The sequence below is a fragment of the Thalassotalea marina genome (assembly GCF_014656435.1).
GTDB lineage: Bacteria > Pseudomonadota > Gammaproteobacteria > Enterobacterales > Alteromonadaceae > Thalassotalea_C > Thalassotalea_C marina.
In genome coordinates this window covers 65163-79529 of the sequence record NZ_BNCK01000001.1, presented here as the reverse complement: position 1 = coordinate 79529, position 14367 = coordinate 65163, and the positions used below count along the sequence as shown (strand labels likewise).

At 40.7% G+C, this 14367-nt stretch carries 15 protein-coding genes; 9 read left to right on the top strand and 6 right to left on the bottom strand.

From position 1 onward, the window contains the following. Positions 1–189: 189 nt before the first annotated feature. The 4 genes from pepA (at position 190) to IE199_RS00335 (ending at position 5605) form a co-directional block, all read left to right on the top strand. The gene (pepA, locus tag IE199_RS00350) at positions 190–1698 is read left to right on the top strand and encodes a leucyl aminopeptidase (protein WP_189766735.1); all 1509 of its coding nucleotides are present in this window, start codon (positions 190–192) and stop codon (positions 1696–1698) included. Positions 1699–1703: 5 nt separating this feature from the next. Continuing rightward, on the top strand, positions 1704–2165 hold the full coding sequence (locus IE199_RS00345; protein ID WP_189766734.1) for a DNA polymerase III subunit chi: 462 nt from the start codon (positions 1704–1706) through the stop codon (positions 2163–2165). A 20-nt stretch (positions 2166–2185) separates the two neighbouring features. Continuing rightward, positions 2186–5041 carry a valine--tRNA ligase gene (locus tag IE199_RS00340; RefSeq protein ID WP_189766733.1) on the top strand — a complete coding sequence of 952 codons (2856 nt, stop codon included), beginning with the start codon at positions 2186–2188 and terminating at the stop codon, positions 5039–5041. Positions 5042–5395: 354 nt separating this feature from the next. After that, entirely contained in the window at positions 5396–5605 is a 210-nt protein-coding gene (locus tag IE199_RS00335; RefSeq protein WP_189766732.1) for a cold-shock protein, read from the top strand. 82 nt (positions 5606–5687) lie between these two features. Here IE199_RS00335 and hemH read toward each other — a convergent pair whose 3' ends face one another. Genes hemH through IE199_RS00310 form a run of 5 tightly spaced genes read right to left on the bottom strand, consistent with a single transcriptional unit; the run spans position 5688 to position 10993 of the window. Further along, positions 5688–6722, bottom strand: coding sequence for a ferrochelatase (gene hemH, locus IE199_RS00330; RefSeq protein WP_189766731.1), 1035 nt, complete (start codon positions 6720–6722; stop codon positions 5688–5690). Between the two features lie 24 nt (positions 6723–6746). Next, positions 6747–7994: a c-type cytochrome biogenesis protein CcmI gene (gene ccmI / locus IE199_RS00325; RefSeq protein WP_229854436.1), complete on the bottom strand. Its 1248-nt coding sequence runs from the start codon at positions 7992–7994 to the stop codon at positions 6747–6749. 4 nt (positions 7995–7998) lie between these two features. Further along, positions 7999–8463: a cytochrome c-type biogenesis protein gene (locus IE199_RS00320; RefSeq protein WP_189766730.1), complete on the bottom strand. Its 465-nt coding sequence runs from the start codon at positions 8461–8463 to the stop codon at positions 7999–8001. Further along, complete coding sequence (locus IE199_RS00315; protein WP_189766729.1) at positions 8463–9008, bottom strand: DsbE family thiol:disulfide interchange protein; 546 nt, start codon at positions 9006–9008, stop codon at positions 8463–8465. The genes IE199_RS00320 and IE199_RS00315 overlap by 1 nt, the downstream gene beginning before the upstream one ends. Before the next feature lie 5 nt (positions 9009–9013). After that, positions 9014–10993, bottom strand: a complete 1980-nt coding sequence (locus IE199_RS00310; protein WP_189767280.1) for a heme lyase CcmF/NrfE family subunit — start codon at positions 10991–10993, stop codon at positions 9014–9016. Positions 10994–11276: 283 nt separating this feature from the next. Here IE199_RS00310 and ccmA point away from each other — a divergent pair, with 283 nt between their 5' ends. From ccmA to ccmE, 5 genes are all read left to right on the top strand, one after another. After that, positions 11277–11918, top strand: a complete 642-nt coding sequence (ccmA, locus tag IE199_RS00305) for a cytochrome c biogenesis heme-transporting ATPase CcmA (protein WP_189766728.1) — start codon at positions 11277–11279, stop codon at positions 11916–11918. A gap of 66 nt (positions 11919–11984) precedes the next feature. Beyond that, a complete protein-coding gene (gene ccmB / locus IE199_RS00300; protein ID WP_373304752.1) occupies positions 11985–12635 on the top strand; it encodes a heme exporter protein CcmB in 651 nt (216 codons plus the stop codon). Between the two features lies 1 nt (position 12636). Continuing rightward, positions 12637–13383, top strand: coding sequence for a heme ABC transporter permease (locus IE199_RS00295; protein ID WP_189766726.1), 747 nt, complete (start codon positions 12637–12639; stop codon positions 13381–13383). Further along, positions 13383–13589, top strand: coding sequence for a heme exporter protein CcmD (ccmD, locus tag IE199_RS00290; protein WP_189766725.1), 207 nt, complete (start codon positions 13383–13385; stop codon positions 13587–13589). The genes IE199_RS00295 and ccmD overlap by 1 nt, the downstream gene beginning before the upstream one ends. 10 nt (positions 13590–13599) lie before the next feature. Next, the gene (gene ccmE / locus IE199_RS00285; protein WP_189766724.1) at positions 13600–14082 is read left to right on the top strand and encodes a cytochrome c maturation protein CcmE; all 483 of its coding nucleotides are present in this window, start codon (positions 13600–13602) and stop codon (positions 14080–14082) included. Positions 14083–14126: 44 nt separating this feature from the next. On the opposite strand, the gene IE199_RS00280 is transcribed toward ccmE, so the two are convergent. Beyond that, positions 14127–14348: a TIGR02922 family protein gene (locus tag IE199_RS00280; protein WP_189766723.1), complete on the bottom strand. Its 222-nt coding sequence runs from the start codon at positions 14346–14348 to the stop codon at positions 14127–14129. Between the last annotated feature and the right edge of the window lie 19 nt (positions 14349–14367).

Genomic DNA, 14367 nt, shown 5'->3' with positions numbered 1-14367 from the left:
TAAACTTGTCATTTTCATAACTAAAATAATGCAAAAGCCTTTAGGTAAAGCTTCTGTGTATGGCTATAATTATAGCCTTTAGCGCAGCATAAATAACAGTAAGCTTATCTATTAATAGTAGATTTAAGCAAGTTAAACTGAATTTTTTTACCATAAAAGTTCATATTTACCTGAAAACTAGGAGAGCCCATGGAATTTAGCGTAAAAAGTGGCAGCCCAGAAAAACAACGAAGCGCTTGTATCGTTGTTGGTGTATTTGAGCCACGTCGCTTATCGGCAGTTGCCGAACAACTCGATGAAATAAGTGGTGGCTATATCAGCAACTTATTACGTCGCGGTGATTTGGAAGGTAAATCAGGCCAAATGCTTTTGTTGCATCATGTACCTAATATTCTAAGTGAACGTGTATTATTAGTAGGTTGCGGCAAGGAACGTGAACTTGATGAACGTCAGTACCGTCAAATTATCAGTAAAACGATAAATACCTTAAATGAAACAGGTTCTATGGAAGCGGTATGCTTCTTAACTGAATTACATGTTAAAGGGCGTGACAATTACTGGAAAGTAAGACAAGCAGTCGAAGCAACTCAAGATTGCTTATACAGCTTTGACAGCCTAAAAACTCGAAAAGAAGAGCCAAGACGCCCATTACGTAAAATTGTATTTAACGTACCAACCAGAAAAGAATTACCACTGGGTGAACGAGCAGTAGCTCATGGTTTAGCAGTAGCAGAAGGTATCAACACTTGTAAAAACGTGGCCAACATGCCGCCAAACATTTGTAACCCTGCTTACCTTGCTGAACAAGCTGAAATTTTAGCCAATGAATATGAAAAAGTAACAACTGAAATCATTGGTGAAAAAGAAATGGAAGCGCTCGGTATGACCTCTTATTTAGCGGTTGGTCGAGGCTCAGTTAACGAATCAAAAATGAGCATTATCCGATATCAGGGCGCTAGTGACGAAACAAAGCCAGTTGTCTTTGTTGGTAAAGGTTTAACCTTTGATTCTGGTGGTATTTCATTAAAACCAGGCGAAGGCATGGATGAAATGAAATACGACATGGGTGGTGCAGCGGGTGTACTTGGGGCAATGCATTCATTAGCCGAGTTGAATCTACCTATTAACGTTATTGGTGTACTTGCCGGTTGTGAAAATATGCCAAGTGGTAATGCCTACCGTCCTGGTGATGTACTAACTACGATGTCAGGTCAAACAGTAGAAGTTTTAAATACTGATGCTGAAGGTCGCTTAGTATTATGTGATGCCCTAACCTACGTTGAGCGTTTTGAGCCTGATTGTGTTATTGACGTAGCAACCTTAACCGGTGCCTGTGTTATCGCTTTAGGTAAACACGCAACGGGTTTAATGAGTACTCATAACCCTCTTGCTCATGAGCTATTAAACGCTTCTGAGCAAAGTGGCGACAGAGCATGGCGCTTGCCTTTGTGGGATGATTACCAAGAGCAGTTAGAAAGTCCGTTTGCCGACTTTACTAACTTAGGTGGTCGTCCAGCCGGTACAATTACCGCGGCATGTTTCTTATCTCGCTTTACGAAAAAGTACCACTGGGCACATTTAGATATTGCTGGCACAGCATGGCGCAGTGGCGGCAAAGACAAAGGCTCTACAGGACGCCCAGTCAGCATGTTAACCCAGTTTTTATTGAATAAAGCTGGTGTAGAACAAGGTGAATAAGCTCAATGGCTAATACTCAAGTGATGTTTTACCAGCTTGAAGATCAAGCTGGTCATAGTATTGCTCTTGATGAGTTGCATGCTTGTTTCCAAGCAGCATACTTTTATCGACAGAGACAACGAGTATTTATATTGGCAGAATCACAAGAACAAGCTCATCAAATTGATGAGCTTTTATGGTCTTTTGACCCAGAAAGTTTTGTACCACATAACTTAATTGGCGAAGGCCCAAATAACGGTTCGCCTGTTGAAATAAGTTGGCAAGCCCCAACTAACAGGCGTAACGTGTTAATTAATTTAACGAGCACAGTTCCCGACTTTGCTCAGCATTTTGCAAACATTGTTGATTTTGTACCGCATCAAGAACAGTTAAAACAACTGGCTCGCGAACGCTTTAAAGCGTACCGGCAATTAGGTTTTCAAATTGGAAACCAAACGGCGGCTTCCGTTTCAACAAAAACTGACTAAACAATTAAAGTATTATTCTGATGGAAAAAACATTTAACCCAACTGCTATTGAGAAGTCGCTCTACCAATCATGGGAAGAGCAAGGTTATTTTTCACCTACCGGCGAAGGTGACGGCTATTGTATCGCCATTCCACCACCAAATGTCACAGGTAGTTTGCACATGGGTCATGCATTCCAGCAGACTATCATGGACACCTTGATCCGCTATCAACGTATGCAAGGCAAAAACACCTTGTGGCAATCAGGTACTGACCATGCAGGTATTGCTACGCAAATGGTTGTTGAGCGTAAAATTGCTGCCGAAGAAGGTAAAACGCGCCATGATTATGGTCGAGATGCTTTTATCGATAAAATCTGGGAGTGGAAAGCACATTCAGGTGGCACTATCGGTAAACAAATGAAGCGTTTAGGTAACTCTATTGATTGGACACGCGAACGTTTTACCATGGATGATGGTTTAAGCGATGCCGTACAAGAAGTATTTGTTCGATTATACGAAGACGACCTAATTTACCGTGGTAAGCGCCTAGTAAACTGGGATCCAAAATTGCACACTGCAATTTCAGATCTTGAAGTTGAAAACAAAGATAAAAAAGGCCACATGTGGCACTTACGTTATCCACTAGCTAATGGCGCCAAAACTGCAGAAGGCAAAGAATACTTAGTGGTAGCCACTACGCGTCCTGAAACCATGTTAGGTGACACGGGTGTTGCAGTAAACCCTGAAGACCCTCGTTATAAAGATCTTATTGGTCAGCACATTTTATTACCTTTAGTGAATCGTTTAATTCCAATCGTTGGTGACGAACACGCCGATATGGACAAAGGTACAGGTTGTGTAAAAATCACACCTGCACATGACTTTAACGATAATGAAGTGGGTAAGCGTTGTGGTTTAGCCATGATCAACATTTTCGATAAAGATGCTGCCATTCTTAAAACCGCCGAAGTCTACAACACTAAAGGTGAAGAAAGCGACGAATTTGACGCTGCGTTACCAGCCGATTTAGCAGGCTTAGACCGCTTCGTTGCTCGTAAAGCAATTGTTGAACAGTTTGAGCAACTAGGTTTATTAGACGGCATTAAAGATCATGACTTAGTCGCGCCATACGGCGATCGCTCGGGTGTCATTATTGAGCCATTATTAACTGACCAATGGTATGTACGAACTGAGCCACTAGCTAAACCAGCGATTGAAGCAGTAGAAAATGGCGACATTCAATTTGTACCTAAACAATACGAAAATATGTACTTTGCTTGGATGCGTGATATTCAAGATTGGTGTATTTCTCGCCAGCTTTGGTGGGGTCACCGTATTCCTGCTTGGTATGATGAGTCAGGCAAAGTTTATGTTGGTCGATCTGAAGAAGAAGTTCGTACTAAACACGCATTGGCAGACGATGTCGTGTTACGCCAAGATGACGATGTACTAGACACTTGGTTTTCATCTGCGCTTTGGACTTTCTCAACCTTAGGTTGGCCAAACGAAGAAGAATTAATGAAACAATTCCACTCGACTGACGTATTGGTCACAGGTTTTGATATCATTTTCTTCTGGGTTGCTCGCATGATCATGATGACTATGCACTTTATTAAAGATGAAGATGGCAAACCACAAGTACCATTTAAGCAGGTTTACGTTACAGGCCTTATCCGTGACGAAAACGGCGATAAAATGTCAAAATCTAAAGGTAACGTAATCGATCCTTTGGATATGATTGATGGTATCTCATTAGACGACTTGCTAGAAAAACGTACTGGCAATATGATGCAGCCGCAACTGGCAGAAAAAATTGGCAAAGCGACCAAGAAAAACTTCCCTGACGGTATTGAAGCTCACGGTACAGATGCTCTTCGCTTTACTCTATCAGCACTGGCATCAACTGGCCGTGACATTAACTGGGACATGAAGCGCTTAGATGGTTATCGCAACTTCTGCAACAAGTTGTGGAACGCAAGCCGTTACGTATTGATGAATACTGAAGAACACGACTGTGGCAAAGATGGTGGCGCTATAGAGTTATCGTTGGCTGACCGCTGGATTCGCTCAGAGCTGCAAAAAACAGTGAAAGCAGTGCATGAAGCATTTAACACTTTCCGTTTTGATATCGCTTCACAAGCCTTGTATGAGTTTACATGGAACCAATTCTGTGACTGGTACCTTGAGCTGACTAAGCCGGTGTTATTTAAAGGTAGCGAAGCGCAGCAGCGCGGCACCCGTAAAACATTAGTAGAAACGCTAGAAACCTTATTGCGTTTAATGCACCCTATTATGCCATTTATCACTGAAACCATCTGGCAACGTGTTGTACCGTTAACGTCATTTGAAAAGTCTGGTGATAGCATTATGATCCAGAAATTTCCGCAAGTTGATGATGCTTTAGTTGACCAGCAAGCGGCAGATGATTTGGAATGGGTAAAACAATTTATCATTGCTATTCGTAACATCCGTGGCGAAATGGATATAGCACCAAGCAAGCCACTACCTGTGTTTTTGAAAAATGCAACTGAGCTTGATCAACGTCGAGTCAATGAAAACAGCACCTTTGTTAGCGCATTGGCAAAACTAGAATCTATTGACGTATTGGCACAAGGTGAAGAAGGCCCAGCATCAGCTACCGCTGTTATTGGTGAAATGTCAGTGTTAATTCCAATGGCAGGCTTAATTGATAAAGATGCAGAAATTGCACGTTTATCTAAAGCTATTGAGAAATTAGAAAAAGACACACAAAAAGTTCGTGGTAAGTTAAGCAATGAGAATTTTGTTGCAAAAGCACCGGCTGCTGTAATTGAAAAAGAACAAGCAAAACTGGCTGAAGCTGACTCGCAACTTGCTAAATTACAACAACAAAAAGCGCAAATAGAAGCGTTATAGGTCTTAACTAATAATTGCATACAATTGTACATTTGTTGAATTTTTAAAGGTCCTGTTTTTGCAGGACTTTTTTTATGTAATAAAAAGTTCCATGAAAGTTCATTTATTTTCAAGCTATTGGTTAATTTGTGTGTTACTATGAGCGTGCGTTGAGTTTTTGCGTTTCAGGAGAGGGACTAAATAGTCTTTGTTCATCAGGTTATTTGACTATTTAACCTAAACGCACCTGTGTTATGGATACCTTTCTCTGTCTGTACTTTTGGGTAGAGAGCATTTACTCCGTACATGGCTAAAGCAGCATGTATGCTTATATTAGCCACTTTTTGTTAAACCTATATAGAGAGAAATGTTGGTATGTCTGATACAGTTACTGGCAAAGTTAAATTTTTTAATGAATCAAAAGGCTTCGGCTTCATCGAGCAAGAAAGCGGTCCTGACGTGTTTGTACACTTCAGCTCAATCACTGGCGACGGTTTCCGTACGTTAACTGACGGTCAATCAGTATCTTTTACTGTTGAGCAAGGTAAAAAAGGTCCAGAAGCGAAAAACGTTACTGCCCTTTAATTAAAAAATAGAATTTACAAAAACGGTGCTAATTAGCACCGTTTTTTTTGTCTGAAATTTTGAATTGCCTAATACCAATTCGTTATTGCTGTTTACACGCTTCAATTTGCGCAGCAATAATAGCGGCCAAAGCATTGCAGTGATCATCCCTATCATTGAGCGCAGGTATATAGCTGTATGCCTCACCACCCGCTTCAATAAAGATATCCTTATTTTCGTGCACCAGTTCTTCTAATGTTTCCAAACAATCTGCACTAAATGCTGGGCTGATAATAGCCACGTTTTTAACACCTTGTGCAGGCAAACCTTCCAATGTTTCATCCGTGTAAGGCTTAAGCCATTCGGCTTTACCAAAACGTGACTGGAACGTTGTCATAAACTTATCTTCAGCTAAACCTAGTTTCTCAGTCACTAACCGCGTGGTTTTATGACAAAAACAAAAGTACGGGTCACCACTATCTAAAAAATGTTTAGGCATACCATGGTATGACAAGATTAATTTGTCAGGTTCACCGTGAGCCTCAAAATGTTCTTTGATGCTGTTTGCTAATGCTTGGATATAAAGCGGATGATCATGGTAACCGTTGATAAAATGAAGAGAAGGGATCCAACGCCATTTGGCAAGTTCATTGGTCACTTCATCAAAAGCTGAGGCCGTTGTAGGGCCTGCGTATTGTGGATACAAAGGCAGCACAATAAGTTTATCTACCCCTTGCTCCTGCATACGGTTTAGTGCTTTAGGAATGGCCGGTTCACCGTAGCGCATGGCGATATCAATAACCAATTCATCCTGCTCTGATGCATTAAGCTGTTGGGCTATTTTGTCGCGCATATCTTGCGAAATAACCATCAGTGGCGAACCTTTGTCAGTCCATATACTTTCATACAATTTGGCAGACTTTTGGGGCCTAACACGCAAAATAATACCATGTAGAATGATCATCCAAATAAACCTTGGAATTTCAACTACACGAGGGTCAGATAAAAACTGGCGTAAATATTTGCGTAATGCACCTGATGTTGGTTCATCAGGTGTGCCTAAATTAGTTAACAAAACGCCTATTTTACGTTTTTGCTGATGAATAGCTTTATCACGGCCTAAATAACGAGACTTCAACGTTTATTCCTTAAATTGTTTTGATCAGTTAACTACGCTATTAATCACAAGTTGGATCGGATTTTTTTCGTCAACACTGACCTGTGCAAGTTCTCCTTTGAAATCTCCAGGTTTGATACCAGCACTACCTGTGTCAGACACAATAGCAAACACGTTAACTTGTTTTACGTCACTTAGTTTCGCCTGCGGTGTCATTGCGCGACTATCGTTTAACACGATGCGTGTGGGCAAATCACTTGCTTTTAGTTTGACCGCCGCTAATGGCATACGCGATGTTTCTGATTCTATCGCATAAACGAAAACAACTTTGTCGTCACCTTGTGCTAACTTCTCGATGATTTCATCACTTAAACTAACATCAAGGGTTATTTGAGGACCTGATAAAAACTCTTGTTCTGTCTCTTTACCGGTTAAAGCCAAACGATTTTTGGCCTCCGCCAACGCCCCTTTAAGCGCTTCAACATTAACAGATGGTCTATTATCTGTAATCACTTGTTGCCAGTAGTTAATTGCCTGCTGGTACTCATTATTTAAAAACGCATTCATCCCCAACAAAATATTGGTTGAAGGGTCTCTAACATCAATTGAAAGCGCTTTATCAATCAGAGCTTGTACTTCAGGTGTAATTTTTTGATTATTTTTATAAAAACTTGCTTGCGCTTTTGCACCAAACAAGTCTGCCATCTCACCATCAATCTCAATAACTTTATCAAATGCTAACAATGCAGCGTCAAAGTTACCAATACCAACAGACGCTTGTCCAAGAGCGTACCAGGCATCACTATCGTCTGGCTTTTGCTCAACTTGCTGTTTTAACATGGCTATTTGCGCTTTGAGTTGATCTTCAGGGTTTTGGCTTTGATTATTTGGCTGTTGCTGAGGTGTATTGGCAATACGTGAATAAGCGCCATTGTCCACGTACATGTAGGCACTAAAGCCAATCAAAAATACAGACATCATCACCGGCCAAATGATTGGCAACGGCTTGTGCTTAACTACCTGCTCTTTTTCTCGGCTGTTTTCTTCGATATCTTGCAATAAACTTTGATCAAGTTCACTTAATAAATAGTCGTAACTTTCCTGATCTAAACGACCCTGTTGAAAATCGGTTTCGATTTCTTGTTTATGTTCTTTATATAACCGAACATTAGTCGCGTCTCTAAAGGTATTATCGACATTGTTTCGGTATTTATTTTGATTAATAAAATGTGCCCAGACTACAATTAACAACAATAGAATGAAGGCAATAACAATAAAAATTAGCTCTATCATGAAGTTATTTATCTTTTAGTAATTCGTTTAATTTCGCTTGTTGTTCTGCTGTCAACGCAATGTTTTTCTTGTTTTTAGAACGGCGACGGCTAAGCACAACAACTATAGTGATTCCAATAACCAATAGTACGCCAGGCCCAAACCATAAAACGTAGGTCAAGCTCGAAACCTTCGGACGATACAAGACGAAGTCACCATAACGTTTGACCATAAAATCCACGATTTCTATATCAGTTTTGCCCATCTGCAATAACTCGTAAGTTTCTCTTCGCAGATCTTGTGCTATTGGCGCATTCGAATCGGCCAAGTTTTGATTTTGACACTTTGGACAGCGCAATTCTTTAATCAGCGATTGGTAGCGCTTTTGAGTAACCTCATCGTCAAACTGATAAGTATCAGTGGCAATTGCATCACCACTGAATAACCATGAGCCACAAGCGATTGATAAAACAAATAGTAGACGTAGCATTAATTCGCTCCTTGCTCAGCTTCAAGGGTTTCAATGATTGGCAAGAATTTTTCAGTCCACACTTTAGTATCGATAGGGCCAACGTGTTTCATCCGTATCGTGCCGGTTTGATCTAATACAAAAGTTTCTGGAGCCGCAGTTACACCTAAATCAAGACCTAATTTTCCGGTAGGATCAAAAATTGAAAAAACGTAAGGGTTTTCATAATCGATAAGCCATTGTTTGGCGTCTTCACGAATGTCTTTATAGTTCAAACCATACAAGGCAACGCGATTGCTTTTTGCAATATCAACTAAATAAGGGTGCTCATATTTACAATAAACACACCAAGTACCCCATACGTTAAGCAACACAATTTTTCCTTTAAGGTCTTGCTCAGTTAATGTCACTTCTGGTTTTTGAAGTTGCGACAATGAAAATGCTGGCATTTTTTGCCCAACAAGTGCAGAAGGCAACTCTTGTGGATTGAGAGATAAACCACGGTAAAGCACAATTCCCAGGGCTACCACCAACACAAGTGGGATAAAGCGAATCATTTTATTCATATTAATTACCCTGTAACTGCACTAGCATTATTGGCTTTTAGTTGCTCGGTTTGTTTGGCCTTTTTACGACGATAGCGTTTGTCTAACATCGCCAATAGCCCACCAAAACTCATGAAAATAGCGCCTAGCCAAATCCAACGAACAAACGGCTTATAGTGAATTCGAATCGCCCAAGCGCCTTCCGGCAACGGGTCACCCAATGCCACATAAACATCACGGAACAAACCAGGGTCTATGCCAGCTTCAGTCATCCCCATAGTTTGCACTAAATAAGTACGACGCTCTGGTTTTAACAAGGCCACAAATTCACCGTCTTTTTCAACCTGCAATTGACCTTGTTCAGCACTGTAATTAGGCCCTTGTACTGGCTTAATACCATTAAAGGTCACTTTGTAGCCTTCAACTGTGTATGATTCACCTGCATGAAGCTTAACACTGACTTCTTGTTCATAAACTGAGACTAAAGTGACACCAACGATAGTTACCGCAATGCCCATGTGAGCAACAGTCATGCCCCATTGGCTCAAGGTAACTCGAGAAAACTGATAACCATCTTTACCCTGTGCTTGGTTACGTAGATCTTTAATCACCACTAACGATACCCACAGCGCTAACATCATGCCAAAGCTAACCAGCAAGTTAAATTCACCCGCATAAACGAATGGGAACAACAAACCTAAACTGATAGCGGCTATTGATGGTTTGGTAATTTGTTTGCGTAACTCACCTTGTTTTGCTTTTTTCCAGCGAATTAAAGGCCCTATTCCCATGACAATAAACAAAACGCTCATGATGGGAATAAATACCGCATTAAAATATGGAGGCCCCACTGATAACTTACCTAAACCTGCGGCATCGATAAGCAACGGATATAGCGTTCCAAGAAGTACTGTGACGGTAGCAACCACTAAAATAATGTTACAAAGCAATAACGCAGTTTCTCTTGAGTAGAAAGAAAATCGGCTGAAGCTGGCAACATTTGATGCTCTAAATGCAAACAGTGTCAGTGAACCACCTACCGCGATAGCGAGTAACAATAAGATAAATGCACCACGAGTTGGATCTGCGGCAAATGAGTGAACTGAGGTAATAACACCAGAGCGCACAATAAAAGTACCTAACAAACTTAAGCTAAACGCCATGATAGCTAATAACACAGTCCAGTTTCTGAACGTGCCGCGCTTTTCGGTAACTGCCAGAGAGTGCAATAGTGCAGTGCCAACTAACCAAGGCATAAACGACGCATTTTCAACTGGATCCCAGAACCACCATCCGCCCCAGCCAAGCTCATAATATGCCCACCAACTACCTAATGCGATGCCAATAGTTAAACAAATCCAAGCGGCAACAACCCAAGGACGAGCCCAACGTGCCCAAGCAGCATCTAACTTACCTACCATAAGAGCGGCAACAGCAAAAGCAAACGCTACAGCAAAACCAACATATCCCAAATAAAGCATCGGGGGGTGAATGATTAAGCCAACATCTTGCAATAGCGGATTTAAGTCTCGACCTTCAGTCGGCACTATCGGCCACAAACGGTCAAATGGGTTAGAAGTCAGTAAGGTAAACAACATAAAGCCTACGGCCACCATACCTAATACAGACAATACGCGAGCAATAAACGCCTCATCGATACCTTTACTGTATTTGGCAACAGCCATAGTCCAAGCGGTTAGTGAAAACACCCACAATAATAATGAACCTTCATGGCCGCCCCAAACTGCACTTATTTTAAAATAATAAGGTAATAAAGAATTGGAATGACCGGCAATATATTTGACAGAAAAGTCATCGACAACAAAGCTGTAGGCTAAAATGACAAGACTAATACCAGTAAATGCAAACATGCCAAACGTAAGTGGTTTTGCATAACTGATCAGGATAGGTTGACGGGTAAAAATACCAACAAGTGGTACAACGCTTAAACAGATGGCAAAGGCCAGACCTATAATCAAGGCAAAGTGCCCCAACTCAGGGATCATAAATACTTCTCCGACGTTAATCAGCAAAATGAATGGCGATCTAGCTTGCTCTACCTTGAACGCTTCTAGCACCAAGCATAAAAACGCTGCAATTCTATCATTGTTTTTCGTCAAATAGCAGCAAACTTGAGGTAATAGATATAAATTTTGTTTATGTTACCAATTAAACGAATGGTATGATAATTCTACGACTTAGTGTAGGATCTAGATCAAAGCATCTTTGTTTAAATGATGTAAGCTACTCACAACATTTAATCAACCAGTAAGGCCCTTTTCAACTCACATGTCTGATCGTGTTTCACCTCTGCTTCAACTCAAAGATTTAACCTGTATTCGCGAAGACAGAATTCTGTTTGAACAATTAAATTACAGTATTAATGCTGGTGATATTGTGCAAGTTGAAGGACCTAATGGCGCGGGAAAAACCAGTTTGTTAAGAATTCTGGCTGGATTGTCAGCGCCATATGAAGGTGAGGTTAGCTTCCAAGGTCAATCAATCTATCAAGAGTCTGAACTCTATCGACAGCATTTGTTATACCTTGGACACCTTGTTGGCATCAAAGGTGAGCTTACTGCACAAGAAAACCTGATGTTTAATTTAGCCATCAGTGGATTAGATGATCAAACAGCAGAAGACACGCTGGAACAGGTCGATTTATTGGGGTTTGAGGACGCTTTAGCCTCACATTTAAGTGCAGGCCAACACAGAAGAATCGCTTTAGCTAAATTATGGCAGAGTCAAGCAAAGCTATGGATACTCGACGAACCTTTTACCGCAATTGATAAAAAGGGTGTATTAAAACTTGAACAGCTGATGCAATCTCATGCTGATAATGGTGGTGCGGTTATTTTAACGACTCACCAAGATTTACAAATGCCCACAGAACGCTACCAGAAGCTAACGCTTGAATATCGTTTTTTCTGAGGAATTCTTTTGACTAATTCATCTTCATTTACACCAACAACATTATCCTATCGCCGTGCTTTTGCTTTGGTTTTTCGACGTGATTTGACCATTGCACTTCGACATAAAGACGATATATTCAATCCGTTATTATTTTTCATCATTGTGGTCACTTTGTTCCCTTTAGGTATAGGGCCAGAATCCAACATGCTCGCCCGTATTGGTCCAGGCATCATATGGGTTGCCGCATTGCTGGCAACATTATTATCACTCGATAGATTGTTTAAAAACGACTATGCCGATGGCTCATTAGAGCAACTACTGCTGAGCCCTTGCCCTACATTTATTATTGTTTTTGCTAAAATAACCGCGCATTGGGTGATAACAGGGTTACCTTTAATATTGGTTTCGCCACTGCTAGCTTTATTGTTATTTTTGCCTGACAACAGTTACGGCGCCTTGTTATTAACCCTATTGTTAGGAACTCCGGTTCTAAGTTTTATTGGTGCTATAGGTGTAGCGCTAACCGTTGGTATAAAAAAAGGAGGCGTATTACTTAGCTTATTAGTACTACCTCTTTATATTCCTGTACTAATTTTTGCCACGAGTGCGATAGATACTGCTGCAATGAACTTACCCTACAGCGGACAAATTGCTATAATCGCCGCGCTATTTGTTGGCTCAATCACACTTGCCCCTATTGCGGTGAGTGCAGCTTTAAAAGTGAGTACTAATTAACATGTGGAAGTGGTTACATCCTTACGCAAATCCTGAGAAAACTTACCAACTAACCAGTAAGTTAATCCCATGGTTTGGCTATATTGCGTTAATTTTGTTGTCTATCGGAATGACCTGGGCGTTACTTTTTGTTCCACCCGACTACCAGCAAGGAAACAGCTTTCGAATTTTTTATATCCATGTTCCGTCAGCGATTTTATCTCTGAGCGTTTATGTCACTATGGCAACCATCGCTTTTTGTGGCTTAGTATGGCAGTTAAGACTTGCTGAAGCTTCTGTCGCTGCCATTGCCCCTGTGGGTGCTGTTTTAACTGCAGTTGCATTAATCACTGGCGCAGCTTGGGGGAAACCAACTTGGGGTACCTGGTGGGTTTGGGATGCTCGTTTAACCTCTCAACTTATCCAGTTATTTTTATATTTAGGGGTTATCGCACTAAACAATGCGTTTGAAGATAAATCTCAAGGCGGAAAAGCGGCTGGTATATTAGCTATTGTCGGCGTTGTTAACGTACCGATTATTAAATATTCCGTAGAATGGTGGAACACGCTCCATCAAGGTCAAACCGTAACGCAAATGGGTAAACCCGCCATGACCATGGATATGTATGTACCGTTTGTTGTGTGCTTTTTTGGTATGGTCTGTTTGATCGGTTGGTTAATTTGCATTCGTTTTCGCACTGAAATTTTATCGCGAAATGTAACACGTCCTTGGGTTAGAGAACTGGTTAAAACGGTGGGAGCAAAATAGTGCAGTTTAATAATTTCGCTGAATTTATCGCAATGGATGGCCACGGTTTTTTTGTTTGGTTGTCGTACGGCATTACTATCTTGTTGTTTGTGTTAATCACCATTTATTCATTAGTGAATCACAAATCAACCATCAAACAAATTCACAAACGACAACAAAGAGAATTAAAGTTAAAGCAAGCTGCTCAACGTAACGAGCAAGAGTAAAGGGTGAATCATGAATCCACGTCGTAAAAAGCGTTTAACCATAGTTGCTTCAGTATTGGCAGGTGTTGGAGTAATAACTAGCTTAGTTTTATATGCACTAAGCCAAAACATAGATCTTTTTTATACTCCACATGAAATTGTTCATGGTAAGGAAGATACCGGCATCAAACCTGTCATTGGTCAACGACTGCGGGTTGGTGGCTTAGTTGTTGTAGGCAGTGTTAATCGTGATAAAGACAGCTTAAAAGTAAAGTTTGATTTGACCAATAAAGGTGAACAAATCACGGTAAAATATGATGGTATTTTGCCTGACTTATTCCGAGAAGGCCAAGGCATTATCGCCAATGGTACTCTAGTGGCTGACCGAATTTTAGAAGCCTCAGAAGTACTAGCTAAGCATGATGAAAACTATATGCCTAAAGAAGTTGCCGATGCTTTAGGTGAAGGCCATACAGCACCAGAATACTCAAAAGAGCAAAAGAAGAGTTATTAAACGATTTAAATTCGATGTTAAAAAAAGCGCCTAAGGCGCTTTTTTTATGCAATATTTTCATTTGGTAAAATGCGGTCGCCTATTTTATTTAAAATATCAACTTCGCCTCTACATACCGCTACAATTGATTTATTCTTTTTAAAACCATCGGGCAAGATCACTCTACCAGATGCCGTTTTATCAAAATGACCAACATGAAACATCAACTCAATAGAGTTATCACAATAATAGATTACCGTGACCAACTCAGAACTACTACTACTCATCACCAACCTTTATTATTTT

Excerpts from the sequence above, each read along its gene's own strand:
- pepA (WP_189766735.1), top strand. The coding sequence starts at position 190 with ATGGAATTTAGCGTAAAAAGTGGCAGCCCAGAAAAACAACGAAGCGCT.
- IE199_RS00345 (WP_189766734.1), top strand. The coding sequence starts at position 1,704 with ATGGCTAATACTCAAGTGATGTTTTACCAGCTTGAAGATCAAGCTGGT.
- IE199_RS00340 (WP_189766733.1), top strand. The coding sequence starts at position 2,186 with ATGGAAAAAACATTTAACCCAACTGCTATTGAGAAGTCGCTCTACCAA.
- IE199_RS00335 (WP_189766732.1), top strand. The coding sequence starts at position 5,396 with ATGTCTGATACAGTTACTGGCAAAGTTAAATTTTTTAATGAATCAAAA.
- ccmI (WP_229854436.1), bottom strand. The coding sequence starts at position 7,994 with ATGATAGAGCTAATTTTTATTGTTATTGCCTTCATTCTATTGTTGTTA.
- IE199_RS00320 (WP_189766730.1), bottom strand. The coding sequence starts at position 8,463 with ATGCTACGTCTACTATTTGTTTTATCAATCGCTTGTGGCTCATGGTTA.
- IE199_RS00315 (WP_189766729.1), bottom strand. The coding sequence starts at position 9,008 with ATGAATAAAATGATTCGCTTTATCCCACTTGTGTTGGTGGTAGCCCTG.
- IE199_RS00310 (WP_189767280.1), bottom strand. The coding sequence starts at position 10,993 with ATGATCCCTGAGTTGGGGCACTTTGCCTTGATTATAGGTCTGGCCTTT.
- ccmA (WP_189766728.1), top strand. The coding sequence starts at position 11,277 with ATGTCTGATCGTGTTTCACCTCTGCTTCAACTCAAAGATTTAACCTGT.
- IE199_RS00295 (WP_189766726.1), top strand. The coding sequence starts at position 12,637 with ATGTGGAAGTGGTTACATCCTTACGCAAATCCTGAGAAAACTTACCAA.
- ccmE (WP_189766724.1), top strand. The coding sequence starts at position 13,600 with ATGAATCCACGTCGTAAAAAGCGTTTAACCATAGTTGCTTCAGTATTG.
- IE199_RS00280 (WP_189766723.1), bottom strand. The coding sequence starts at position 14,348 with ATGAGTAGTAGTAGTTCTGAGTTGGTCACGGTAATCTATTATTGTGAT.